Consider the following 23,820-nt stretch of genomic DNA (forward strand, 5'->3'; position numbering starts at 1 on the left):
CCTCAAGCCCGCAGGGTCGCGCCGGGCGGGCGCGAGACCTCGGCCACGATCTTGGCGCTCACCGCCTCGATCTCGGCATCGGTCAGGGTGCGCTCCAGCGGTTGCAGACGCACGGCGATCGCCACCGATTTCGAGCCCTCCGGCACGCCGGGGCCCTCGTAAAGGTCGAACACCTCGACGCCGGTGACGAGCTTGCGCTCGGCCCCCTGGGCCGCCTTGACGATGTCGCCCGCCGGCACGTCACGGCCCACCACGAACGCGAAATCCCGGGACAGGGGCTGGAACTCGGACAACGCCAAAGCCGGTTTGGCCTTGGTCGGCTTGTGCTTGGGCAGAGGCAGCGCGTCGAGCACGATTTCGAACGCCACGAGGCTGCCCTTGAGGTCGAGGGCCTGCAGGGTCCTGGGATGGACCTCGCCGAACCAGCCGATCTCGGATTTCGGTCCGAAGCGCAGGGTGCCCGAGCGGCCCGGATGGAGCCAGGACGGCCCGCCCGCGGTCACCTGCAGGCCGCCGGTCGGCACGCCGAGGACACCCAGCAGCGCAAGGGCATCGGCCTTGGCGTCGAAGACGTCCACATTCTTGGTCGCTCCGTCCCAGTGACGCCCAGCGCCCGCCAGGATGGCACTGCCCCGCCGCACCGCCGCCGCGCGGATGCTTTGTCCCTCCGGCTCGTCCGTGGCGAAGCACTGGCCGACCTCGAACAGGGCCGTGTCCGGGTAGCCCCGGTCGGCGTTGCGCTGCGCCGCCCGCAGGAGCCCCGGCACCAGGCTCGGACGCATGTCCGACAGTTCCGAGGCGATCGGGTTGGCCAGCACCAGATCGGCACCACCGCCGCCGAACAGCTCGGCATCTGCGTGCGGGACGAACGACCAGGTCACCGCCTCCATCAGGCCACGGCTCGCGAGGGCGCGCTTGGCGATGCGGGTGCGCTTCTGCATCACGGTGAGCAGCGGCCGGCCGATCCCGGCGAGCCGCGGCAGAGGCTTCGGCTCAATCCGGTCGAGACCGGTGATGCGGATGACCTCCTCGACAAGGTCGGCCTTGCCCTCCACGTCCGGCCGCCAGGACGGCGTCGACACCTTCACCCGGTCGCCGGTGCCGGAGACGTGGAAGCCCAGCGTCTCGAGGATCAGCTTGATCTCGATCTGCGGCAGCTCGATGCCGGCCAGCCGCCGCACCTCGGTCCATGGGAAATCGATGATCCGTTCGGAGTCCGGCGGTTCGCCGGCGATCTTCGCCTCGGAGGGCGTGCCGCCGCACAGGTCGATCACGAGGCGCGTCGCCAGGTCGAGGCCCGGCAGCGTGAAGGCCGGATCGACGCCGCGCTCGAACCGGTACCGGGCATCGGTGATGATGCCGAGACGCCGCCCGGACTGGGCGATGTTGGCCGGATCCCACAGGGCCGATTCGATCAGCACGTCCGTGGTTGTCGCGTCGCAGCCGGAGGCCTGCCCGCCCATGATGCCGGCGATCGATTCGACGCCCGCCTGATCGGCGATCACCACGGTGTCGTCGGTGAGGGTGTAGGTGCGCCCATCCAGCGCCAGCAGGCTCTCGCCGTCCCGCGCCCGTCGAACCGTCACGCTGCCCGAGACCTTGGCGGCGTCGAACACGTGCAGCGGCCGGCCGCGATCGAAGGTGACGTAGTTGGTGATGTCCACCAGCGCGTTGATCGGGCGCAGGCCGATCGCCCGCAGGCGGGCCTGCATCCAGGCCGGCGACGGGCCGTTCTTGACGCCGCGTACCAGCCGGAGCGCGAAGAGCGGGCAGAGATGCCGGTCCTCCGGCGCGAGCGGCAGGCCGATCTCGACGGGGCAGGGGCCTTCGCCGCGCACGCTCGGCTGGGCCTCGTGCTTGAGCGTGCCGATCCCGGTCGCCGCGAGGTCGCGCGCGATGCCGTGCACCGAGGTGCAGTCCGGCCGGTTCGGCGTCAGGTTGATCTCGATGACCGGATCGTCGAGCCCGGCATAGAGCGCGTAGCCCTGGCCGACCGGCGCTTCAGCCGGAAGTTCGAGGATGCCGTCATGGTCCTCGCCGAGCCCGAGCTCAGAACCGGAGCACAGCATGCCGTGGCTCTCGACGCCGCGGATCGTGCCGACCGAGAGCGTGATCGCCTTGCCGGGCACGTAGGTGCCGGGCGGCGCGAACACCGTGACCAGGCCGGCCCGCGCGTTCGGCGCGCCGCAGACCACCTGCACCGGCGCGCCGGCGCCGGTCTCGACGGTGCAGACCCGGAGCCGGTCGGCGTTGGGATGCTGCTCGGCCGTCAGGATCCGGGCGACGACGTAGGGCTTGAGGGCGGCCGCCTTGTCCTCGACGCCTTCGACCTCGAGGCCGATCCGCGTCAGCGTCTCGGCGATGGTGTCGAGGGACGCCTCGGTGTCGAGGTGATCCTTGAGCCAGGAGAGGGTGAATTTCATTTTTTTCTTGGGGGAAAGAGGAGGTTCAAGGCCAGGGTTCGGCGATCCTGAGCAGTCAAGCTCGCAAGGCGTGAGAGGATTTCGCGAGCCCGCTCGACATGCTCCCGCGCTTTCGCCAGCGTGACTACGTTTGGCCGGGGCGGCGCATAATCCGCGAGTTTTCGGGCATCCTGTAACCGAATGATATCGTCGCCGATCTGCCTCAGCGCACTGTTTCGCTTCAAGGGGCCGTCGCTCACGAAAGCCTGTTTGAGCGGCCCGTGATCGATTTGACGATAGACGCGCTCGAACTCGGCGGACGCAGCGTCCGAACCAGGCAGGATTTCGTCTGCGCAAAGTTGCATGACGGCGTGGAACGCCGCGTAATAGGCTCCACTGACCGCACGCCGCTTCGCTGCCGAACTACCCGGGTTCCGCTCGATCAACTCCGTTGCTTGGTCGAGCATCTGTAAGACCATTGCGGTCATAGGCTATTCGACATCTTCCTCGACACGGCGCTCATCGGCAACTTCGTTGTCCAAGAACACCAATCGACTCTCTCCGCGCTCGATGAGGGCGGAACGGAGATCGTGAACGGCCGTGATCAGGGGATCCGGTCTCATGCTCGGCCGATGATCGTAGCGCGCGGTCACGCGGATGATCGGATCTCCGTCAAAATCGGTGTCCGACCAAACGTCCGCACTTCTGAACCTGGCCGCTGGAAGCCGGTCGCGCAGGACGCGATCAACGATCAGACTGATTTCCTGGTCGGTCATGACAACCTCCGTGGCCTTACCCCGTCAAACCCCCGATCAGGCTCGGCACATCCAGCGGCCGGAAGCCGTAATGATCGAGCCAGCGCACATCCGCCTCGAAGAACGGGCGCAGGTCCGGCATGCCGTATTTCAGCATGGCGATGCGGTCGATGCCGACCCCGAAGGCGAAGCCCTGCACCGCGTCCGGATCGAGGCCGCAATTGCGCAGGACGTTCGGGTGCACCATTCCGCAGCCCAGGATCTCCAGCCAGTCGGTGCCCTCGCCGAAGCGGATCTCACCGCCCTTGCGGGAGCACTGGATGTCGACCTCGGCCGACGGCTCGGTGAACGGGAAGAACGACGGGCGAAAGCGCATCTTCACGCCGTCGACCTCGAAGAATGCCTTGCAGAATTCCTCCAGCACCCATTTCAGGTTGGCGATATTGGCAGCCGTGTCGATCACCAGCCCCTCGACCTGATGGAACATCGGCGTGTGGGTCTGGTCGGAATCGTGCCGGTAGGTCCGGCCCGGGATGATGACGCGGATCGGGGGCGTCTGCGCACGCATCGTCCGAATCTGGACGGGTGACGTGTGGGTGCGCAGCACCTTCCGCTTCCCGGTCTGGTCCGGCGCCAGGAAGAACGTGTCGTGCATCTCGCGGGCCGGATGGCCGGGCGGGAAGTTGAGTGCGGTGAAGTTCAGCTCGTCGGTCTCGATATCCGGGCCCTCGGCCACGGCGAAGCCCATATCGGCGAAGATCGCGGTAATCTCGTCGATCACCTGCGTGATCGGATGGATCCGTCCGCGCACTTCCGGCGCCTCGCGCATGGGCAACGTCACGTCGACCCGCTCGGAAGCGAGGCGAGCCTCCAGAGCGGCCTCCACCAGGGCGGTCTTGCGCTCCGTGACGGCGCCCTGGATCCTGTCGCGCAGGCCGTTGATCAGCGGGCCGCGTTCCTTGCGCTCCTCGGGCGTCATGGAGCCCAGGGTCTTGAGCAGATCGGAGACGCTGCCCTTCTTGCCGAGCGCGGCCACGCGCACCGCGTCGAGGGCGGCCTCGTCGGACGCAGCCGTCACCTGGGCCAGGAGGTCGCGTTCGAGGGTGTCGAGATCGGTCATCGCTGTCTTCGAGCAGGGTTGTCGGAGCCGCCGTCGCGGCGTGCTCTCGCGCGTTGTTCGCCGTCACGCAAGCGCGTGCGTTCAACTGCGGCGTGAGAACGACGAAGGCGCGACTCTCGGGGGAGAGCCGCGCCTTCGGATGTCTCGCCGCGGGCCTGGGGTCAGGCGGCCTTGGCGGTGGTCTCGGGGAGGGCGGCCTTGGCCTTCTCGACCACGGCGGCAAAGCTCGCCGGCTCGTGGATCGCCAGTTCGGACAGCGCCTTGCGGTCGACGACGATGCCGGACTTGGCGAGGCCGTTGATGAAGCGCGAATAGGTCAGGCCATGCTCGCGCACGGCTGCGTTGAGGCGCTGGATCCAGAGAGCGCGGAACGTACGCTTCTTATTCTTACGGTCGCGGTAGGCATACTGCATGCCCTTCTCGACCGCCTGCTTGGCGATCCGGATCGTATTCTTGCGCCGGCCGTAATAGCCCTTGGCGGCCTTCAGAACTTTCTTGTGCTTCGCGTGACTGGTCACGCCGCGTTTGACGCGGGCCATCGGTTATCTCCTGGTTTCGACGAAAGACAGTGGCAACGGGTGCAGAAGGCTTACCGCGCGTTCGGCAGGAAGTACTTCTTCACGTTGGCGGCATCGCCCTCGAACAGGGTCGTGGTGCCGCGCAGGTTGCGGATCTGCTTGGTCGTCCGCTTGATCATCCCGTGGCGCTTGCCGGCCTGGGCGTACATAACCTTACCGGTGCCGGTGATCTTGAAGCGCTTCTTGGCGCCTGATTTGGTCTTCAGCTTGGGCATTTGGCTCTCCGTTGCGCGAAAATTCCTCTGAGCCGACCCGCGAGGGTCGGTTGAGGTGTGCGCGATGATGCTTCTGGTGGAGCAGCACGAGCCGCCACGGCAGCCCTATCGGCCGGGCGGTTCGACGCGGTGCGGCTTATGACAGAAACGCGCAGCCACGGCAACGGCTTCCGTCGCAGCAAGGCACCGCACCGCCAAGGTGCGGCCACGGCCGGGGGCAGGCGCGCATCGGGGAATGCGGGGACAGCTTCCGCGCTGCACAAAACTTGTCGAGACAACCTGCGGGCGCAGGAACCATAACCTTGGCCGTCGGTTTCATTCATGTCCCGCTCAGGCCGGCAGGGTTAGACCCCCCGTCAAATTCGGCCAACCAGGAGACACTTCGTGCGCATTGCCCAGATCGCTCCGTTGTCGGAGGCCGTTCCTCCGAAGTTCTACGGCGGCACCGAGCGCGTCGTCAGCTGGATCACAGAGGAACTGGTTCGCCAGGGCCACGACGTCACCCTGTTCGCCAGCGGCGACTCGGAGACGTCGGCGAAGCTGGCGGCTTGCACGCCGGAGGGGCTGCGGCTGCTGGGCTACCGCGATCACACGGCCAGTCACTTGGCCATGCTGCATCAGGTGCATCGCCGGGCACACGAATTCGACATCCTGCACTTCCACATCGACCTGCTTCAGTATCCCATGTTCGAGGATCTGAATCACAAGTGCATCACCACGATGCATGGTCGGCTCGATGTGCCAGACTTCATGCCGGTCTACCGGACCTTCACCGGCATGCCGCTCGTGTCGATCTCTGACAACCAGCGCGAGCCGATGCCGCCGAACGTCAACTGGCTGTCGACGATCCATCACGGTCTGCCCTCCCAGAATTGCCCCTACAGCCCCGAGGCCAAGGGCGGTTACCTGGCGTTCCTCGGTCGTATTTCGCCCGAGAAGCGCCCCGACCGGGCCATCGAAATGGCGATCCGTTCGGGCACGCCGCTGAAGATCGCCGCTAAGGTCGACAAGGCGGACCAGGATTACTGGGACGAAGTCATCGAACCGATGACGCACCACCCGCTGGTCGAATACATCGGCGAGATCAACGAGGAGCAGAAGAAGGCCTTCCTGGGCAATGCCCTGGCGCTCGCCTTCCCGATCGACTGGCCGGAGCCCTTCGGCCTGGTCATGATCGAGGCGATGTCGGCCGGAACCCCGGTGATCGCGTTCCGCAACGGCTCCGTGCCGGAAGTGATCAAGGACGGCGTGAGCGGCGTGCTCTGCGAGACCATGGACGACGCCGTCGAGGCGGTGGCCAAGGTCAAGGTCATGAGCCGCGAGGGGGTGCGCAAGCACTTCGAGAGCCAGTTCACCGCCGAGTGCATGGTCAAGAAATACGTCGCCGCTTACGAAGCGTTGCTCGCGCGCGGCGCCGACGTGATCCAGCTGCCGAAATCCGGCTTCACGCCGCAATACGGCGACGTCAATGGCTCGGCGCGGCCGTCGATGACGGTCGCGGCGATGCCGGCGTAATCTCTGGCCTCGGGCTTGCGAGCAATCGCCGGCCCGGCCTAGCGTCGTAAAGGCGCCTCATCTGAATGGTCACCAGGGGCCGCCGCATCCGAGCCGATGCGGCGGCCCTCTCGATTCGTACCCCACACACGCACTCGGAGACGTTCTGCATGGCGGCGGAGAATACGGCGGCACACGACGCGACCGCGCGGACACAGGCCAGCAACGTCACGGTGGCGCCCGGCTTTCAGGACGCTGACGATGTGCTGCCGACCTACCACATCGAGGCCCATACCTCCTTGGTCGAGCGGCCCCTGCGCGCGCTGAAGTTCGGTGAGGCCTTCGGGGTTTTGGATTCCTACGGTGATATCGGCGTCCAGCCTGGGCCGGAGGGCCTGTATTTCCAGGATACCCGCTATCTCTCCCGGCTCGAACTGACTGTCGAGGGCCAGCGTCCGCTGATGCTGTCCTCAGTGATGCAGGATGACAACGGCGCGCTCAGCGTCGACATGACGACGCCCGACATCCGCCTCGAGGCCCATGACGAGACCTCGATCCCCCGTGAGACGATCGCGATCGAGCGTACCAAGTTCCTGTTCCGGGGCGCCTGCTACGACCGGATCGGCCTGCGCTCCTTCGATTCCAAGCACCGCCGCCTGCGCATCGCCGTCACCTTCGACGCGGATTACCGCGACCTGTTCGAGGTGCGCGGCACCGACCGCAAGGAGCGCGGCAAGCGCGGCGTCCTGGTGGCGAGCGACCGGGAGGTGCAGTTCCGCTACGTCGGCCTCGACGAGATCGTGCGCACGACCTCGCTTCACTTCGGCCCGAAGCCGGATCAGATCGAGCCCGGCCGCGTCGTCTTCGACGTATCCCTGCCGCCCGAAGGCCGCGCGTCGCTGTTCATTCGCGTGTCCTTCGAAGCGCACCGGGCCTTCACGAAGCCGCCGAGCGGCGAGATGGTGGGTGAGGATGCCGCCGCGAAGCTGACCCTGGCCGCCAATGTCGGCGGCGCCCGGCGAGAGGCGAAGGATCTCGCCGAGGGTACGATCTTCGCCCGTGCCTACCGCGATTCGCGCCGCGACCTGCGCGAGATGACCGCCGGCATCACCACGATCATCTCGTCGAACGACCAGTTCAACGAGGGCCTCTGCCGGGCCACCGCCGACCTCTACATGCTGGCGAGCCGGACGCCCGAGGGGATCTACCCGTTCGCCGGCATACCCTGGTACTCCACGGTCTTCGGCCGGGACGGCATCATCACCGCCCTGATGGCGCTGTGGATCGACCCGAAATTCGGTCGCGGCGTCCTGCGCTATCTCGCGGCGACCCAGGCCAAGGCGGTCGATCCCGCGGCGGATGCCCAGCCCGGCAAGGTGCTGCACGAGACCCGCCGGGGCGAGATGGCCATGCTCGGCGAGGTGCCGTTCCGCCACTATTACGGCACCATCGACGGCACGCCGCTCTTCGTGATGCTGGCCTGGGAATACTACGCCGTCACGGGCGACCTAGAGACGATCCGGGCGATCTGGCCGTCCCTCGAGCTCGCACTGGAATGGATGGACCGCTACGGCGACCGGGACGGCGACGGCTTCGTCGAATACGCCCGCGACACCGACAAGGGCCTGGAGAACCAGGGCTGGAAGGACAGCCACGATTCGATCTTCCACGCCGACGGCCAGCTCGCCAAGGGCCCGATCGCGCTCTGTGAGGTCCAGGGCTACGTCTATGCCGCCAAGAAAGGCATGGCCAAGCTCGCGGCCCTGCTCGGGCACGACCCGATGGCCGAGCGGCTCTCGCAGGAGGCCACCGCCCTGCGCGAGCGCTTCGATGCGGCCTTCTGGAACGAGGAGATCGGCACCTACGCGCTGGCGCTGGACGGCGCCAAGAAGCAATGCGCGGTGCGCTCCTCGAATGCCGGGCACGCCCTGTTCACTGGCATCGCCAAGCCCGAGCGGGCGGCCCGGGTCGCCGAGACCCTGCTGGGCAAGGACGGCTTCAACGGCTGGGGCGTGCGCACCATCGCCAAGGGCGAGGCGCGCTACAACCCGATGTCCTACCACAACGGCTCGATCTGGCCGCACGACAACGCCCTCGTCGCGATGGGTCTCGCCCGCTACGACCGGAAGCACGAGGCCGCGCGCATCTTCCAGGGGATGTTCGACACCTCGCTCTACCAGGACCAGAAGCGCCTGCCCGAGCTGTTCTGCGGCTTCATGCGCCGCAAGCAGCGCGGTCCCGTGGCCTACCCGGTGGCCTGCAGCCCGCAGGCCTGGGCGGCGGCGGCACCGTTCGCGTTCCTAGCCGCCTGTCTCGGCCTCGAACTCGACCACGACCGCAACAGCGTCCGGCTCAAGAACCCGATCCTGCCGGGCTTCCTCGACGGCGTGACGCTCTACAACGTCAAGCTGGGATCCTCGCGCCTCGACATCCGCTTCCAGCGCTACGACGACGACGTCACGGTGTCGGTGATCCGCCGCCATGGCGACGTGCAGGTCGTCGTGACGAAATAGGCCCACGACCCCGCCGCAGCCTCACGATCAGGCTGCGGCGGCGAACGTCCGGCAGTCAGGACCCGGTGATTTCGGGCAGGTCGAGGACGACACCGGCGGCGTCGGCGCGCTGCCAGACGCGGCGGACGGGATAGCGCGTTTCGTGGCCCGTCACCGAGAGCGTGAAGGTCGGAGGCAGACGATGCCGACGGGAGACCGACAGCTTGGCACCGCCCGGTGACATATCCCGCAGGATGCAGCTGATGGATTCGCCGTCGGGGCACCGAATCGTCGCCGGAATTAGAACCTCCCGCCGATCGCCGTCGCGCCTGTTGGCCGCCGCATCGACCGGGAAGCCGGACTCGTTGCCCCTCATCTGCGCCATCCCATTGCGCTCTACTTAATTGCGCGCATGATGCGGCGGAAACGACTGACAAAGTCTGACTGCGCCGCCATGCACATCGGTCTTCACGCATTCGTGCGAGCGGTGAGCGTGTGGCGCCGGGAACTCGTTATGCCGACCCGGCTGCAGGGGGGCGGTCGAGCGCAGCGGAGGAATGGCGCACCATCCTCGGATCCCGCCGACTTGGTGTAAGGGGCAACGCGAGATTCTCCGTCCTGGGACCCGTGCATGCCGGCCGACCATTCCGCCCTGTCGCTCGCCCAAGAGCTGATCCGCTGCCCCTCGGTCACGCCGGAGGATCGCGGCGCCCTCGACGTGGTGGCGAAGGCGCTGGCCGAGGTGGGTTTCGCGATCGAGCGGCCAATCTTCTCCGAGCCCGGCTATCCCGATACGCCGAACCTCTACGCCCGGCTCGGCGCACGCGGGCCCTGCCTGGTCTTCGCCGGCCATACCGACGTGGTGCCCGAGGGCGATGGCGCCTGGCGCCATGGCCCGTTCGAGGCGGCGGTCGCGGATGGCCTGCTCTACGGGCGCGGCGCCGCCGACATGAAGGGCGGCATCGCCTGCATGCTGGCGGCGACCCTGGCCTTCGTCCAACGCCGGGGCGGAGCGTTTCCGGGCTCCATCGCCTTCCTGATCACCGGCGATGAGGAGGGGCCGGCCGTCAACGGCACCGTCAAGCTGCTCGACTGGGCCCGCGCCCGGGGTGAACGCTTCGATCATTGCCTGCTGGGCGAGCCGACTAATCCGGGGCGGCTCGGCGAGATGATCAAGATCGGCCGCCGCGGCTCGCTCACCGGCAAGCTCACGGTGCTGGGGCGCCAGGGCCACGTCGCCTATCCACACAAGGCCGAGAACCCGATCCCCGGGCTGCTGCGGCTCGCCTCGGCGCTGGTTGCCGAGCCGCTCGACGGCGGCACCGCGCATTTCGACGCCTCGAACCTCGAATTCACGACGATCGACGTCGGCAATCCCGCCACCAACGTGATCCCGGCCACTGCCCGGGCGACGTTCAATGTCCGCTTCAACGATGATTGGACCGCTGCCAGCCTCGGGGCCGAACTCCAAGAGCGGCTGGAGCGTGCAGCCGGCAACGCCGTGCGCTTCAGCCTCGACCTGCAGCCGTCGAACGCCCCGGCCTTTCTGACCCAGCCGGACGCTTTCGTGGATCTCGTCTCCCGGGCGATCGAGGCCGAGACCGGGCTGACGCCGACTTTGTCCACCACCGGCGGCACCTCGGATGCCCGGTTCATCAAGGATGCCTGTCCGGTGATCGAGTTCGGCTTGGTGGGCGAGACCATGCACCAGGTCGATGAATGCGTGGCCGTGGCGGATCTCGACCGCTTGACCACGATCTACGAGCGGGTGCTGGACGCGTATTTTTCGGCCTCGGATTGAAGGCGCTCGGCGCGCCGAGCCTATCGACCAATCCGTCCACCCCGCGCCCTTATCTTGAAGTGTCCGCGCCAGCGGGCCGCGCAGGAGCTGCCGGAACGGCTCAGCGAGCCCTGGAGGGCTGCTTCGCGGCGTCCGCTTTGCCAAGTCCCTCAGGATGAGGGGTCAGATCGGGATCCGCGTTGCTCGGACCGTCTTCCGCCTGAGATCAGGCCGTCAGAACGATCTCAGGCGTAATCCACCCCCACGAAGGTCAGCCCAGCCGCCGGCGCCAGCGGCCCGCACCGGCGCTTCTCGCGGGACTCCAAAATATCGGCGACGTCGTCGGCCGAGAGGCGGCCGCAGCCGGCGAGCATCAGCGTACCGACCATGGCCCGCACCTGGTGATGCAGGAAGGAACGCGCGCAGGTCGTCACCACGATCTCCTCGTGCAGCGCCATCGTGGCGCGCGCCACGTCGAGCCGTTCCAGTGTCCGCACGGGGCTGTTGGCCTGGCACTCGGCGGCCCGGAACGCGGAGAAGTCGTGCAGGCCGACGAGACGCTGGGCGGCGCGATGCATCGCCTCTGGATCGAGCGGCCAGTGCACCTGCCAGACATGCGCGCGGGTCAGCGCGGCCGGGCTGCGGCGGTTCAGGATGCGGTAGCGGTAGTGCCGGCGGATCGCCGAGTGTCGGGCGTTGAAGCTCGGCGGGACGATCTCGGCGGAGAGTAGCGCCACGGGATGCGGCCGCAGATGCGCGTTGATGGCGTCTCGCACCGTGTCGGTCCGCCAGTCCTTCGTGAGGTCGAGATGGGCGACCTGATGGATGGCGTGGACGCCGGTATCGGTCCGGCCCGCGCAGGTCAGCCGGGCATCCTCGCCGGAGAAGCGCGTCACCGCCGCTTCGATCGCCCCCTGCACCGTGGGTTGATCGGCCTGACGCTGCCATCCGGAGAATGGGCCTCCATCATACTCGATGACGAGCTTATAGCGTGGCATCAGCCGAGGCTTGCGCCGGGCGCGATGCGCGCGCCGCGCACGAACTCGGCTCCGCTGGCGCTGCCGCCCTTGCCGGCGCGGCGCAGTTCCAACAGGCGGACCGCCCCCGCGCCGCAGGCGACGAGGCCCTCGGCATCGAGGAGGGTTCCCGGCGTACCCGCGACGTCGCTGGCCGAGGCGCGCAGCACTTTCACCCGCTCCGGCCCCTTGCCGAGATCCACCTCGAAGAACGCTCCCGGGAACGGCGACAGGCCGTTGATCCGGTTCGCGACCTGCGCCGCCGGGAGCGACCAGTCGATCCGCGCCTCCGCGTTGTCGATCTTGTGCGCGTAGACGACACCCTCCTGTGCTTGCGACGTGAAGGTCAGGTCGCCGCGGTCCAGGCGTTCGAGGGCCTGGGACATCAGCTCGGCGCCGACGGGCATCAAAGCATCGTGGAGCGCGCCTGCGGTCATGCCCGAAGCGATCGGGACGTGCCCTTCCAGGGCGACGGGGCCGGTATCGAGGCCCGCCTCCATGCGCATGATTCCGACGCCGCTCTCGGCATCGCCCGCCATCACGGCGCGCTGGATCGGCGCGGCACCGCGCCAGCGCGGCAGCAGCGACCCGTGCAGATTGAGGCAGCCGTGCTTCGGCGCGTCGAGGATCGCCTGCGGCAGCAGCATCCCGTAGGCCACGACGACGCCGATATCGGCCCGATGCGCCGCGAAGGTCTCGGCCGCCTCGGGCGACCGCAAGGTGGCCGGCGTCAGGACCGGGATCCCGAGCGTGTCGGCCAGCATGTGGACCGGAGAGGGCCGCAGGCTCATTCCGCGGCCGGCCTTGGCGGGCGCGCGGGTATACACGGCCACGATGGTGTGGCCGTCCTGCGCGAGCCGCGCCAGCGTCGGCACCGCGAAATCCGGCGTGCCCATGAAGACGACGCGCATCGGGATCAGGCCGCGTCGCGCTTGGCAGCCTTGGTGAAGCGCTTGATCACACGGTCGCGCTTCAACTTCGAGATGTGGTCGATGAACAGCACGCCGTTGAGGTGGTCGATCTCGTGCTGGATGCAGGTCGCCAGCAGGCCGTCGGCCTCGATCTCCTGCTCGGTGCCCTCGAGATCGCGGAACTTCACCCGGACCCGGTCCGGCCGCTCGACCTCGGCGTAATATTCCGGGATCGACAGGCAGCCCTCGTCGTAGACCCGCTTCTCGTCCGAGGTCCAGACGACCTCCGGGTCGATGAAGACCCGCGGCTCCCGCACGCCCTCTTCCTTCGAGGTGTCGATGGTCACGACCCGCTTGGCGACGCCGACCTGGATCGCTGCGAGCCCGACGCCCGGGGCGTCGTACATCGTCTCGAACATGTCGGCCACAAGGGTACGGATCTCGGGCGTGATCGGCCCGACCGGATCGGAGACGCGGCGCAGGACGGCGTCGGGGAGGATGACGAGCGGGCGAATGGTCATGGCGGAAACCGGCGAGGGGAGCGCCACAGACGCGGACTCCGAGGATTCCGAGGCAATATGGCGTGGGTCGGGGCCGGTCAAATACCTCAGAAGGCCGTGCGGCTGCGGATCGCCGCAGTGAGCGTCCCCTCGTCGAGGTAGTCGAGCTCGCCGCCGACCGGGACGCCGTGCGCGAGGCGCGTCACCTTGCGGTCGAGGTGGCGGATCGACTCCGTGACGTAATGGGCGGTGGTCTGGCCGTCGACGGTGGCGTTCAGAGCCAGGATGATCTCCTTCACCGCCGGATCGGCCGCGCGCTCGACCAGGCTGGCGAGGTTGAGGTGCTCGGGCCGCACCCCGTCCAGCGCCGAGAGAACGCCGCCGAGCACATGGTAGCGCGACTTGACCGCGCCGGAGCGCTCCAGCGCCCAGAGGTCCGACACGTCCTCCACCACAACGAGGGTCGAGGGATCGCGCTCGGGATCGCGGCAGATCGTGCACGGCTCGGACGTATCGACGTTGCCGCAACTGGTGCAGACCACGATGCGCTCGGCTGCCACCCGCATGGCATCGGCCAGGGGGGCCAGCAGCGTCTCGCGCTTCTTGATCAGCTGGAGCGCGGCCCGCCGCGCCGAACGCGGTCCGAGGCCCGGCATCCGGGAGAGAAGCTGAATCAGGCGCTCGATTTCGGGGCCGGCGACGGCTTGGGGCATCGTGCCTCTTGGGCGGGGGCGAGGATCTGCGAAACGTCCGGCTGGGCATAGCGGCCGGGGGGCGCTGCGCAAGGGCGCATCTCCGCCCACCTCCGAGATGGGTATTTCCAGCCGACTTTGCCGAAGCCGGAATTATGAATACCCAGTTCCAACTGGTTACAGCTGCAGCCTCTTGAGGTCAGCACAGTGGTCAAGCCCGCTGGACCACGTTGCAGACGCCCGGGCACACCCCGTAAGACAGCAACGCTTGGCCGCCTATCCAGTATGGGGGCGAGCGACCGGGGAACGGTGATCCAGCGTGCGGCGGTCCTGTCCGACTGCACGGACGGACCCTGGTGCAATCCCGGATGCCGGAGGCGTCCGGTCTTGTCGCGTCGACGGCACGAACAGGGGCCTCGGGAGATACGCTCTTGACCAACATCGGTGATCACAACGCGGCCCACGATGCGGAGGCCGCCAGCTTTCGTGCGCTGAAGGCCGTCCACTGGAACTTCGAGGCGCCGCGCCTCTACGAGGAGGCGCTCGCCCGCACGGAGGGCCAGCTCGCCCGCGGCGGCGCCTTCGTGGCGACCACCGGCAGCCATACCGGCCGCTCGCCCAAGGACAAGTTCGTGGTGCGCGACGCCGCCACCGAGAACGAGGTCTGGTGGGAGAATAACGGCGCGATCACGCCCGAGCAGTTCGCGACCCTGCACCAGGATTTCCTGAAGCATGCCGAGGGCAAGGAGCTGTTCGCCCAGGACCTCTATGGCGGCGCCGATCCGGCCCACCGGGTGAAGGCCCGGGTGTTCACCGAGTTCGCCTGGCACTCGCTGTTCATCCGCAACCTGCTGATCCGGCCGGACCGCGCCGAGCTCGCGTCCTACGTGCCCGACCTGACGATCATCGACCTGCCGAGCTTCCAGGCGGATCCCGCCCGGCACGGCTGCCGGTCCAAGACCGTGATCGCCATCGACTTTTCCAAGAAGCTCGTGCTGATCGGCGGCTCGGCCTACGCGGGCGAGATGAAGAAGTCGGTCTTCACCTACCTGAACTACATCCTGCCCGGCCGGAACGTGATGCCGATGCATTGCTCGGCCAACGCGGCGCTCGATGCCGAGGGCGGCTCGGCGATCTTCTTCGGCCTGTCCGGTACCGGCAAGACCACCCTGTCGAACGATTCCTCGCGCCAGCTGCTCGGCGACGACGAGCACGGCTGGTCGGACGCCGGCATCTTCAACTTCGAGGGCGGCTGCTACGCCAAGACGATCCGCCTCTCGCGCAACGCCGAGCCCGAGATCTACGCCACCACCGAGCGCTTCGGCACGGTGATGGAGAACGTGGTGATCGATCCGGTGACCCGGGTGCCGGATTTCGACGACGGCTCGCTGACCGAGAACACCCGCTGCGCCTACCCGCTCGACTTCATCGCCAATGCCAGCGCCACGGGCCGGGCCGGGCATCCGAAGAACATCGTGATGCTGACCTGTGACGCCTTCGGGGTGATGCCCCCGATCGCCAAGCTCACCGGCGCCGAGGCGATGTACCACTTCCTCTCGGGCTATACCGCCAAGGTGGCCGGCACCGAGCGGGGCCTGACCGGGCCGGAGGCGACCTTCTCGACCTGCTTCGGCGCGCCGTTCATGCCCCGGCACCCGAGCGCCTACGGCAACCTGCTCCGCGACCTGATCGCCAAGCACAGCGTCGATTGCTGGCTGGTCAATACCGGCTGGACCGGCGGCGGCGTCGGGACCGGCCGGCGCATGCCGATCCGGGTCACCCGCCGGCTTCTGACCGCGGCGCTGGACGGCTCATTGGCCCAGGCCGAGTTCCGCCGCGACCCGTATTTCGGCTTCGCGGTGCCGGTCTCGGTCCCGGGCGTCGGGCCGCACATCCTCACCCCGGTCAAGACCTGGGGCAACAAGGGCGCGTTCGTCGAGACGGCGGCCCGGCTGGTGAAGATGTTCGACGACAACTTCAAGCGCTTCGAGGCTCATGTCGATTCCGACGTGCGCGCCGCCGGGCCGACCGCGCAGGCGATCGCGGCCTGACAACACCCCGATCGGGCGGCCCGCAAGACCGCCCGACGTCATCGCGCAGACGCGGATCCTAGAACGGCAGCTTCATGCCGGGCGGCAGGGGCAGGCCCTTGGTCAGCTCGGCCATGCGCTCCTGCATGGTCGCCTCGGCCTTGCCGCGGGCGTCGTTGCAGGCGGCGACGATCAGGTCCTCGAGGATCTCGCGCTCGTCGGCCACCATCAGGGACGGATCGATGCTGACGCCCTTCATCTGGCCCTTGGCGCTCATGGTGACGCGCACGGAGCCGCCGCCGGAGGCACCAGTCACCTCGATCTCATCGAGCTCGGCCTGCAGGGAGCCCATCTTCTCCTGCATGGCCTGAGCCTGCTTCATGATGCCCATCAGGTCGCGCATGCAGCTCTCTCTCGTCGCGTGAAGGTCACTGGAGATGGGGATGGTGTCGGCGCGTCGCCACGTGCGGCCGCGCCTGCGCCTCAGAAGTCGTCGTCCGGGACCTCGTCCGCCGGCACCGGATCGCCGTCCTCCATGATCGCCGGTTCGGCGGTCGGCGGGGGCGCGGTCTCGCGCACGTCGACGATCTCGGCGCCGGGAAAGCGCGTCAGCACCTCGCGCACGAACGGATCGGCGGCGGCGTTCTCGCGGCGGGTCTCGGTTGCGGCCTTGACGGTGGCATCGAGGGTCGGGGCACCCTCTTCCTTCGAGACCGAGACGACCCAGCGCTGTCCGGTCCAGCGCAGAAGCGCGGAGGCGATGTCGGTGGCCAGGCTCGACCGGCCGCCCTGAGCCAGGCGAAACTCGATCCGCCCTTCCTCGAAACGAACCAGGTGGACGTCGCGCTCCAGCGCGGTCTTCAGCAGGATGTCGCGGTTGGCGTCGGCCAGGGCCACGACGTCCTCGAAGCGGGTGAGCCGCGGTGCGGGCGGTGCGGCCGGCCGTTCCGACGGGACGGCCATCGGGGTTGGGGCCGGCGCCGACATCGCCACGGGCGCGGGCATGGGGGCCGCCGCGGCGGACGCCATCGGAGCAGCGACCGGCATCGGACGGGGCGCGACGGCGGCCGCCGTCTGGCCGCCGCCGCGCAGGTCCGGAATCGGCGGCAGGGGCGGGCGACCGGAGGAGGATGGGGCCTCCTCGATCGGCGCCGCGGCGGCCTCGGCCTTCAACAGGCGCAAAGCCTCATCGGGTGTGGGCAGATCGGCTGCGTAGGCGAGGCGCACGATCGCCATCTCGGCCGCTGCCAACGGACGCGGCGCGGCCTGGACTTCGGGAATCGCCTTCAACAGGATCTGCCAGGCCCGCGACAGGGCGCGGATCGAAAGCTTCTCGGCGAACTGGCCGCCGCGCACCCGCTCGGTCTCGCTGAGCGTCGGGTCGGAGGCGGTCTCGGGCACGACCTTGAGCCGGGTGACCAGATGCGTGAACGCGGCGAGGTCGGACAGGACCACCGACGGGTCGGCCCCCGAATCGTACTGCGCCCGCAATTCCGCGAAGGCCGCCGGGACGGCGCCGCGCATCACCGCCTCGAACAGGTCGAGAATGCGCGCTCGGTCGGCGAGTCCCAGCATGTCGCGCACGCTCTGGGCGGTGACCGCACCGGCGCCGTGGGCGATCGCTTGGTCGAGCAGCGAGAGCGCATCGCGCACCGAGCCTTCGGCCGCCCGCACGATCGCGCCGAGCGCCTCGTCCTCGGCCTCGACCTTCTCCGCCGCGCAGACCTTGGCGAGATGCGCGTGCAGGATCGGCGCCTCGACCCGGCGCAGATCGAAGCGCTGGCAGCGTGACAGGATCGTCACCGGGACCTTGCGGATCTCCGTTGTGGCGAACACGAACTTGGCGTGCGGCGGCGGCTCCTCGAGCGTCTTCAGGAAGGCGTTGAACGCCTTCTCGGAGAGCATGTGGACCTCGTCGACGATGTAGACTTTGTAGCGTGCAGAGACCGGCCCGTAGCGGATCCCGTCGATGATCGCGCGCACGTCGTCGATGCCGGTATGCGAGGCGGCATCCATCTCCAGCACGTCCATGTGCCGGGATTCCATGATCGCCGCACAATGGAGGCCGAGTTCCGGCATCGACACGGTCGGGCCGGTATCGGGGACGCCGGCGCGGGCGTAGTTCAGGCCGCGGGCGAGGATACGGGCCGTGGTGGTCTTGCCGACCCCGCGCACGCCGGTCAGCATCCAGGCCTGCGGGATGCGGTTGGCCGCGAACCCGTTGGCCAGGGTCCGCACCATGGCGTCCTGGCCGATCAGGTCTCCGAAATTGGTCGGGCGGTATTTCCGCGCGAGCACCCGATAGGGCGTCGCCGCGCTGGCGGGGCTTGCGAACCCGGGCAGGCCCGGCTCGTCGTCAGGCGTGCCGGTCGAAGCGTCCATGCGTGTCGGGTCGGGCTTCCGAGCGCCAGGAATTGAGGTGGGAGGCTGGACGAAGACCCGCTCGGTCTCGTTAGGGCTGCTTCCTTCCGGACCTGACCCGGTTGGCGAGTGAAACGTCCCTCGCCAACCCCCCGCCGGCTATATGGCCGGGCTCTTGGCCGAACGCAAGCGCCGGCTACTCGGCCTCGCGCTTCACCACCGCCAGTGTCTTCGGGTCGAGCTTCAGGTCGAACTGCTTGCCGTTCGCGTCGATCGCATCGTCCACCTCGATCATGCCGTCGTCGAGCTCGATCTCCTTCCACTTGGTGAAGCCCTCCTGGCGCAGCATGGCCTCGACCTTGGCCTGCTGATCGGGCGGGAGTTTTTCGTCCGCGCGGGCGGTGGCGGTGAGGCCCGTGACCAGGGTGAGGGCGAGAAGGGACGTCGCAAGGCGCATGGCAATCTCCGGTGTGTATGGCGTGCCGGCTTTGAACAGGAACGCGGCGTCCTGGTTCCGACAAAACAGCGATCCTCTTGAGCGCGCTTCGAATTTCCCGCACAGCTAAGGCTGCTCACGGCAGCGCCTCGGCTCAGAGGCTCAGGACTACCGACCTATGGTCACACGCGTTGCCACCGTCGCGTTCGAAGGGATCGAGGCTCGGGCCGTCGACGTGCAGGTCCAGATCATCCCGGGCAACGTCGTGTTCAACGTGGTCGGCCTGCCCGACAAGGCGGTTGCCGAATCGCGCGAGCGGGTCCGCGGTGCCCTGATCGCCTCCGGCCTGGCGCTGCCGGCCAAGCGCATCACCGTCAACCTCGCCCCGGCCGACCTGCCCAAGGAGGGCTCGCATTACGATCTCCCGATCGCGCTCGGCGTCATGGCGGCGATCGGGGCGATCCCGGCCGATGCCCTCGGCGGCTATTGCGTGCTCGGCGAGCTGGCGCTGGACGGCAGCATCACGGCGGTGAACGGCGTCCTGCCGGCGGCCATCGCGGCGGGAGCCCGCGGGCTCGGGTTGATCTGCCCGGCCGCGACCGGGTCCGAGGCGGCCTGGGCCGGGGGCGATCTCGACGTGCTCGCTCCGCGTTCGCTGATCCAGCTCGCCAACCACTTCAAGGGCAGCCAGGTCATGGCCCGGCCGGAACCCTCGGTGGCCGGTCAGGCGGGGCCGCTGCCGGACCTCTCCGACATCAAGGGCCAGGAGGGGGCCAAGCGTGCCCTCGAGATTGCGGCGGCAGGCGGTCACAACCTGCTGATGAACGGGCCGCCCGGCTCCGGAAAATCGATGCTCGCGGCCCGGATGCCCTCGATCCTGCCGCCACTCTCGCCCCGGGAATTGCTCGATATCTCGATGATCCAGTCGGTGGCGGGCGAGCTGAAGGACGGGGCGCTCTCGAACCGCCGGCCGTTCCGGCAGCCGCACCATTCCGCCTCCATGGCGGCGCTGGTCGGCGGTGGCCTCGGGGCCAGGCCCGGGGAAGTGTCGCTCGCCCATGGCGGCGTGCTGTTCCTCGACGAGCTGCCGGAGTTCACCCCGCAGGTGCTCGACAGCCTGCGCCAACCAATGGAGACCGGGGAAGTCATGATCGCCCGGGCGAACCACCGGGTGACCTATCCGGCGCGCTTTCAGCTCGTGGCGGCCATGAACCCGTGCCGCTGCGGCCAGGGGCTGGAGCCGGGCTATGCCTGCCGGCGGGGGCCGAACGCGCGCTGCATGGCGCAGTACCAGGCCCGGATCTCCGGGCCGATGCTCGACCGGATCGACCTGCGCATCGAGGTGCCGGCGGTCACCGCCGCCGACCTCATCCTGCCGCCGCCGGCCGAGGGCTCCCGGGAGGCCGCGGCCCGGGTCGCGGCAGCCCGCACCCTCCAGACGGCGCGCTACGCCGCCCGCGCCCTGCCGGCCGCCACGACCAATGCCACCTGCCCGGCGACGCTGATCGAGGAGGTCGCGAGCCCCGATGCCGAGGGGACGGCCCTGATCCGCCAGGCTGCCGAGAGCATGCGGCTCTCCGCCCGCGGCTTCCACCGGACCCTGCGGGTTGCGCGCACGCTCGCCGATCTCGACGGCGAGGCGCAGGTGCGCCGGCTGCATCTGGCCGAGGCCTTGTCCTATCGCGGCCGGGGCGACGCGTCGGCGGCGGCCGCGTGAGTGCGGACCTGATCGTCACGATCGGCCAGGCCAGCGCGGCCGGGCGGAAGGAGGCCAACCAGGATTTCCACGGCGCCCTGGTGCCGTCCCAGCCGGCCCTCGGCTTGAAAGGCATCGCGGTGGCGGTCGCCGACGGGATCAGCAGCAGCGCGGTCGGCGCGCTGGCGAGCGAGACCGCGGTCAAGAGTTTCCTCAGCGACTACTACGCCACCCCCGACACGTGGTCGGTGAAATCCTCGGCGCAGCGCGTGATCGCGGCGACGAATTCCTGGCTCTACGCCCAGACGCGACGGGGGCGCGATCCGCACGATCCGGACAAGGGCTACGTCACCACCTTCGATGCGCTGGTGTTGAAGGCGCGCACCGCACACCTCTTCCATGTCGGCGACGCGCGGATCTGGCGGGTGGACGGCCGGTCGCTGGAACAGCTCACCGAGGATCACCGCGTCGTGGTCTCGGCGGCGGAATCCTATCTTGGGCGCGCCCTGGGGGCGGGCGGGCATGTCGAGATCGACTACCATGCCGTGCGCGTCGAGGCCGGCGACGTCTTCGTGCTGACTACCGATGGCGTCCACGAGCATGTCCGCCCGCGGGACGTGGTGGCGATGATCGCGGCGGCCGGGGGCGATCTCGATGCGGCCGCCCGGGCGATCGTGCAGGCCGCGTTCGAGGCTGGCAGCGCGGACAATCTGACTGTCCAGATCGTACGGATCGAGGCCGTGCCCGATGGCGATCCCGCCGACCTGCTCGGCGGCGTGGCGGGCCTCGACCCGGCTCCGCTGCTCGAGCCGCCGGCCGAGTTCGATGGATACCGGCTGCTGCGCACGCTGCATTCCGGGCCGCGCAGCCGGGTCTACCTGGCGATCGATGCGGAAACGGGGGACCCGGTCGCGCTGAAAGTCCTGTCGCTCGACCTGCGCGACGACCCGGCCCAGCGCAAGCGCTTCGCGCTGGAGGAATGGATCGCCCGGCGGATCGACAGCCTGCACGTGCTCAAGGCCCATCCGCAGGCGCGCCGACGCAGCCACCTCTACACGGTCATGCGCTACGTCGAGGGCCAGACCCTGACCCAGTGGATGCGCGACCACGCGGCCCCCGAGCTGGAGGCGGTGCGCGGCCTCATCGAGCAACTGGCGAAGGGCGTGCAGGCCTTCCACCGCCGGGAGATGGTCCATCAGGATCTGCGGCCCGACAACGTGCTCATCGACAGGGCCGGGACCGTCCAGGTCATCGATTTCGGCGCCACCAAGGTGGCCGGGGTGGTGGAGGGCGATCCCCGGATCGAGGCCGCCGAGATTTTGGGGACGGTGCAGTATACCGCGCCCGAATGCTTTCTGGGCGAGCCGTCCACGGCCGGCGCGGATATCTTCGCGGTGGGCGTGATCGCCTACCAGATGCTCACCGGCCGGCTGCCCTACGTTGATCGGGTGCCCCGGGCGTTGACCCGGGCGGCCCAGCGCAGGCTCCGCTACGCCTCGGCCCGGACGACCCGGCCGCTGCTTCCGGCCTGGGTCGACGGGGCGCTCCGGAAGGCCGTGCATCCCGATCCTGCCCGGCGCTACCAAGCCCTCTCGGAATTCATTCACGATCTTCGGCACCCGAACCCGGCCTTCACCGAGACGCGCCGCGCCGCGTTGCTGGAGCGCGACCCGCTGCTGTTCTGGCGGTTGCTGTCGCTGGTGCTGGGGCTCATCGCCCTCGGGCTCGCTGGGATCCTGGTCGCCCACCTGCCGCCATGAGGTGGAGCCGGGCTTGCGCCGCATCATCGGTTCCGAAAGCCCGCGGCCACCGTTCTGGATGATGCTCTAGCCGTCGAGCTCCGGGTACCGGCGAAAGATCCCGTCCTCGTTGAACGGTATTCGCCGCTCGCTCCCCAAGTAGGCGGCGATCCGCGGGCGCTGCGCCACCGCCTCGTGCAGACGGGCGACCCGGGGCGTATCGCGCAGGACCGCCGCGGTGGCCTTCGGGAAGGCGTAGCGCAGGCCGGCGACGAGCTGGAACAGGGAGAGGTCGGCATAGGACAGCGTTGCGCCGACCAGATGCTCGCCGCCGTTCCCCTCCAGCACGCGCTCGAAATAGCCCAGGAATTTGGGGATGCGCTCTGCGCAAAACCCCTGCGCCCGGCGCAACGCCTCCGGCTTCTGGTCGGCGTAGTACAGGCTCACGCCGAGGGGGTGATGGGTGTCGTGGGCCTCGTCCACGGCATCCGCGATGGTGAGCTGGAGCTGGTGCGTCCAGATCCGGTCCGCTTCCCTGTCGCCGACGAGGCCGAGGCGGGGCCCGAGATAGAGCAGGATCGCTGCGGTCTGGCCGATCATGACGGCGCCATCGCGCAGGAAGGGCGGTGCGAAGGGCGGGCGCGGATCGTGTGGATCGGCGAGGCGGTCGAGCATCGGCTCGATGCCGCCGGCATCGTTGTCTTGGCGCGCCACGTCGACGTAGTCGGCGCCGGCTTCCTCGAGGGCGAGGCGGACGAACTCGCCGCGCCCCTGGATCATCGGCCAGTAATGCAGCTCGTAGGGCATCGTGTCTCCTCGACCGAGACAACGCCGTGCCCGCGCGCGGTTCCCGCTCAGTTGGCCGGAGCGTCACCGTCCGTGGCCTTCTCGGGCGGCGGCTCGGCGCTGGCCACCGTCTTGTGGGCCAGCATCGGCTGCAGATGCTCGGCGAGCTGCTGGTCGAGGTGCTTGACGTAGGCGCCCTTGAAGTAGCGCTCGCCGGTCTTGGCACCGTAGATCCGGTCATGGGCCTGGATCATCGCGGCGACCTCCGGGCGGCACAGGAAGCCGGTGATGCCCACCGCCTCGTACCAATGGCCGGCCCGGGCCTCGGCGGTCGCCTTGGGGTTGGCCAGCACGGTCTCGGCGAAGCATTCCGTCGCCGCCTGCCGCAACGGGGCCAGGATCTTCTCAGCCTCCGCCTGATTCACGGCGGGAGGGGGGGGGTGGTGGTGGGGACGGGCCTGCGCCGTGGAAACCAGCGTGAGGACGGCGAAAGTGGCGAGGATCGTGGACTTCATGCGGGCGGCCTCGTCGGGTGTCCGAACGGCGTTCAGCATTCCCTCATGATTGCGTCGGGATCGGGGCTGAGGGAAGACTGCATCCGCCCGATCTCGGGCAAGAGACGGACCATTTCACGACGGGGTCAGCGGCGGCGCTCAGGCCGCCCGCCGCCGCGGCATGCGTCGGCGCCGGAGGCGACCCAGGTGCCGGTCCCGAACCGGTCGAGCCGAGGCGGCCGGCGCCGTCCGCGATGGCGGCGATGCCGCTGGCGATCGTGCCGCGTACCCCGCCGTTTCCGGCATCGTTGCCCTGCACGACA

At 68.8% G+C, this 23,820-nt stretch carries 22 protein-coding genes and 1 other RNA gene; 6 read left to right on the top strand and 17 right to left on the bottom strand.

The features are described from left to right. Nucleotides 1-2: 2 nt before the first annotated feature. From pheT to rpmI, 6 genes are all read right to left on the bottom strand, one after another. Nucleotides 3-2,423: a phenylalanine--tRNA ligase subunit beta gene (gene pheT, locus AO398_RS13655; RefSeq protein ID WP_058192660.1), complete on the bottom strand. Its 2,421-nt coding sequence runs from the start codon at nt 2,421-2,423 to the stop codon at nt 3-5. Next, complete coding sequence (locus AO398_RS13660) at nt 2,420-2,890, bottom strand: hypothetical protein (RefSeq protein ID WP_058192661.1); 471 nt, start codon at nt 2,888-2,890, stop codon at nt 2,420-2,422. The genes pheT and AO398_RS13660 overlap by 4 nt, the downstream gene beginning before the upstream one ends. 3 nt (nt 2,891-2,893) lie before the next feature. Then, complete coding sequence (locus tag AO398_RS13665) at nt 2,894-3,178, bottom strand: hypothetical protein (RefSeq protein ID WP_058192662.1); 285 nt, start codon at nt 3,176-3,178, stop codon at nt 2,894-2,896. A 16-nt stretch (nt 3,179-3,194) separates the two neighbouring features. Beyond that, nucleotides 3,195-4,277: a phenylalanine--tRNA ligase subunit alpha gene (gene pheS / locus AO398_RS13670; protein ID WP_058192663.1), complete on the bottom strand. Its 1,083-nt coding sequence runs from the start codon at nt 4,275-4,277 to the stop codon at nt 3,195-3,197. 161 nt (nt 4,278-4,438) lie between these two features. Further along, nucleotides 4,439-4,816, bottom strand: coding sequence for a 50S ribosomal protein L20 (gene rplT / locus AO398_RS13675; protein WP_007561402.1), 378 nt, complete (start codon nt 4,814-4,816; stop codon nt 4,439-4,441). A gap of 50 nt (nt 4,817-4,866) precedes the next feature. Next, nucleotides 4,867-5,070, bottom strand: a complete 204-nt coding sequence (gene rpmI, locus AO398_RS13680; protein ID WP_007561407.1) for a 50S ribosomal protein L35 — start codon at nt 5,068-5,070, stop codon at nt 4,867-4,869. Between the two features lie 384 nt (nt 5,071-5,454). Here rpmI and AO398_RS13685 point away from each other — a divergent pair, with 384 nt between their 5' ends. Together AO398_RS13685 and AO398_RS13690 are read left to right on the top strand one after the other, a co-directional pair. After that, nucleotides 5,455-6,585 (top strand): glycosyltransferase family 4 protein, encoded by a 1,131-nt coding sequence (locus AO398_RS13685; protein WP_058192664.1) that lies wholly within the window; start codon nt 5,455-5,457, stop codon nt 6,583-6,585. A gap of 149 nt (nt 6,586-6,734) precedes the next feature. Continuing rightward, nucleotides 6,735-9,077 carry an amylo-alpha-1,6-glucosidase gene (locus AO398_RS13690; RefSeq protein WP_058192665.1) on the top strand — a complete coding sequence of 781 codons (2,343 nt, stop codon included), beginning with the start codon at nt 6,735-6,737 and terminating at the stop codon, nt 9,075-9,077. Nucleotides 9,078-9,132: 55 nt separating this feature from the next. Here the strand turns inward: AO398_RS13690 and AO398_RS13695 are convergent, their stop codons facing one another. Further along, nucleotides 9,133-9,432 carry a PilZ domain-containing protein gene (locus AO398_RS13695; RefSeq protein ID WP_160329331.1) on the bottom strand — a complete coding sequence of 100 codons (300 nt, stop codon included), beginning with the start codon at nt 9,430-9,432 and terminating at the stop codon, nt 9,133-9,135. Between the two features lie 255 nt (nt 9,433-9,687). Here AO398_RS13695 and dapE point away from each other — a divergent pair, with 255 nt between their 5' ends. Further along, nucleotides 9,688-10,857 carry a succinyl-diaminopimelate desuccinylase gene (gene dapE, locus AO398_RS13700; RefSeq protein ID WP_058192667.1) on the top strand — a complete coding sequence of 390 codons (1,170 nt, stop codon included), beginning with the start codon at nt 9,688-9,690 and terminating at the stop codon, nt 10,855-10,857. Between the two features lie 224 nt (nt 10,858-11,081). Here dapE and truA read toward each other — a convergent pair whose 3' ends face one another. The 4 genes from truA to recR all read right to left on the bottom strand — a co-directional run bounded on the left by truA (nt 11,082) and on the right by recR (nt 13,976). Further along, nucleotides 11,082-11,834, bottom strand: coding sequence for a tRNA pseudouridine(38-40) synthase TruA (gene truA / locus AO398_RS13705; protein ID WP_058192668.1), 753 nt, complete (start codon nt 11,832-11,834; stop codon nt 11,082-11,084). Further along, nucleotides 11,834-12,769, bottom strand: coding sequence for a methionyl-tRNA formyltransferase (gene fmt, locus AO398_RS13710; protein WP_201025764.1), 936 nt, complete (start codon nt 12,767-12,769; stop codon nt 11,834-11,836). The genes truA and fmt overlap by 1 nt, the downstream gene beginning before the upstream one ends. Beyond that, complete coding sequence (gene def / locus AO398_RS13715; protein ID WP_058192756.1) at nt 12,769-13,284, bottom strand: peptide deformylase; 516 nt, start codon at nt 13,282-13,284, stop codon at nt 12,769-12,771. The genes fmt and def overlap by 1 nt, the downstream gene beginning before the upstream one ends. An 86-nt stretch (nt 13,285-13,370) precedes the next feature. Beyond that, complete coding sequence (gene recR, locus AO398_RS13720; protein WP_058192670.1) at nt 13,371-13,976, bottom strand: recombination mediator RecR; 606 nt, start codon at nt 13,974-13,976, stop codon at nt 13,371-13,373. Between the two features lie 410 nt (nt 13,977-14,386). Here recR and AO398_RS13725 point away from each other — a divergent pair, with 410 nt between their 5' ends. After that, the gene (locus AO398_RS13725; RefSeq protein ID WP_058192671.1) at nt 14,387-16,006 is read left to right on the top strand and encodes a phosphoenolpyruvate carboxykinase; all 1,620 of its coding nucleotides are present in this window, start codon (nt 14,387-14,389) and stop codon (nt 16,004-16,006) included. A gap of 58 nt (nt 16,007-16,064) precedes the next feature. On the opposite strand, the gene AO398_RS13730 is transcribed toward AO398_RS13725, so the two are convergent. From AO398_RS13730 to AO398_RS13740, 4 genes are all read right to left on the bottom strand, one after another. Beyond that, a complete protein-coding gene (locus tag AO398_RS13730; RefSeq protein WP_007561429.1) occupies nt 16,065-16,388 on the bottom strand; it encodes a YbaB/EbfC family nucleoid-associated protein in 324 nt (107 codons plus the stop codon). 80 nt (nt 16,389-16,468) lie between these two features. Then, a complete protein-coding gene (locus AO398_RS13735) occupies nt 16,469-18,367 on the bottom strand; it encodes a DNA polymerase III subunit gamma/tau (protein ID WP_058192672.1) in 1,899 nt (632 codons plus the stop codon). 35 nt (nt 18,368-18,402) lie between these two features. Further along, nucleotides 18,403-18,501: signal recognition particle sRNA small type (ffs, locus tag AO398_RS27515), an RNA gene on the bottom strand. Nucleotides 18,502-18,542: 41 nt separating this feature from the next. After that, entirely contained in the window at nt 18,543-18,803 is a 261-nt protein-coding gene (locus AO398_RS13740) for a PepSY domain-containing protein (protein WP_058192673.1), read from the bottom strand. Between the two features lie 157 nt (nt 18,804-18,960). Here AO398_RS13740 and AO398_RS13745 point away from each other — a divergent pair, with 157 nt between their 5' ends. Continuing rightward, nucleotides 18,961-20,499, top strand: a complete 1,539-nt coding sequence (locus AO398_RS13745) for a YifB family Mg chelatase-like AAA ATPase (RefSeq protein WP_058192674.1) — start codon at nt 18,961-18,963, stop codon at nt 20,497-20,499. Next, the gene (locus tag AO398_RS13750; protein WP_058192675.1) at nt 20,496-22,238 is read left to right on the top strand and encodes a bifunctional protein-serine/threonine kinase/phosphatase; all 1,743 of its coding nucleotides are present in this window, start codon (nt 20,496-20,498) and stop codon (nt 22,236-22,238) included. The genes AO398_RS13745 and AO398_RS13750 overlap by 4 nt, the downstream gene beginning before the upstream one ends. A gap of 66 nt (nt 22,239-22,304) precedes the next feature. Here AO398_RS13750 and AO398_RS13755 read toward each other — a convergent pair whose 3' ends face one another. Continuing rightward, complete coding sequence (locus AO398_RS13755; RefSeq protein WP_058192676.1) at nt 22,305-23,024, bottom strand: glutathione S-transferase; 720 nt, start codon at nt 23,022-23,024, stop codon at nt 22,305-22,307. Nucleotides 23,025-23,071: 47 nt separating this feature from the next. Further along, complete coding sequence (locus AO398_RS13760) at nt 23,072-23,518, bottom strand: hypothetical protein (RefSeq protein WP_058192757.1); 447 nt, start codon at nt 23,516-23,518, stop codon at nt 23,072-23,074. Nucleotides 23,519-23,820 lie beyond the last annotated feature (302 nt).

This window comes from Methylobacterium sp. GXS13, from assembly GCF_001455965.1.
Classification (GTDB): Bacteria; Pseudomonadota; Alphaproteobacteria; order Rhizobiales; family Beijerinckiaceae; genus Methylobacterium.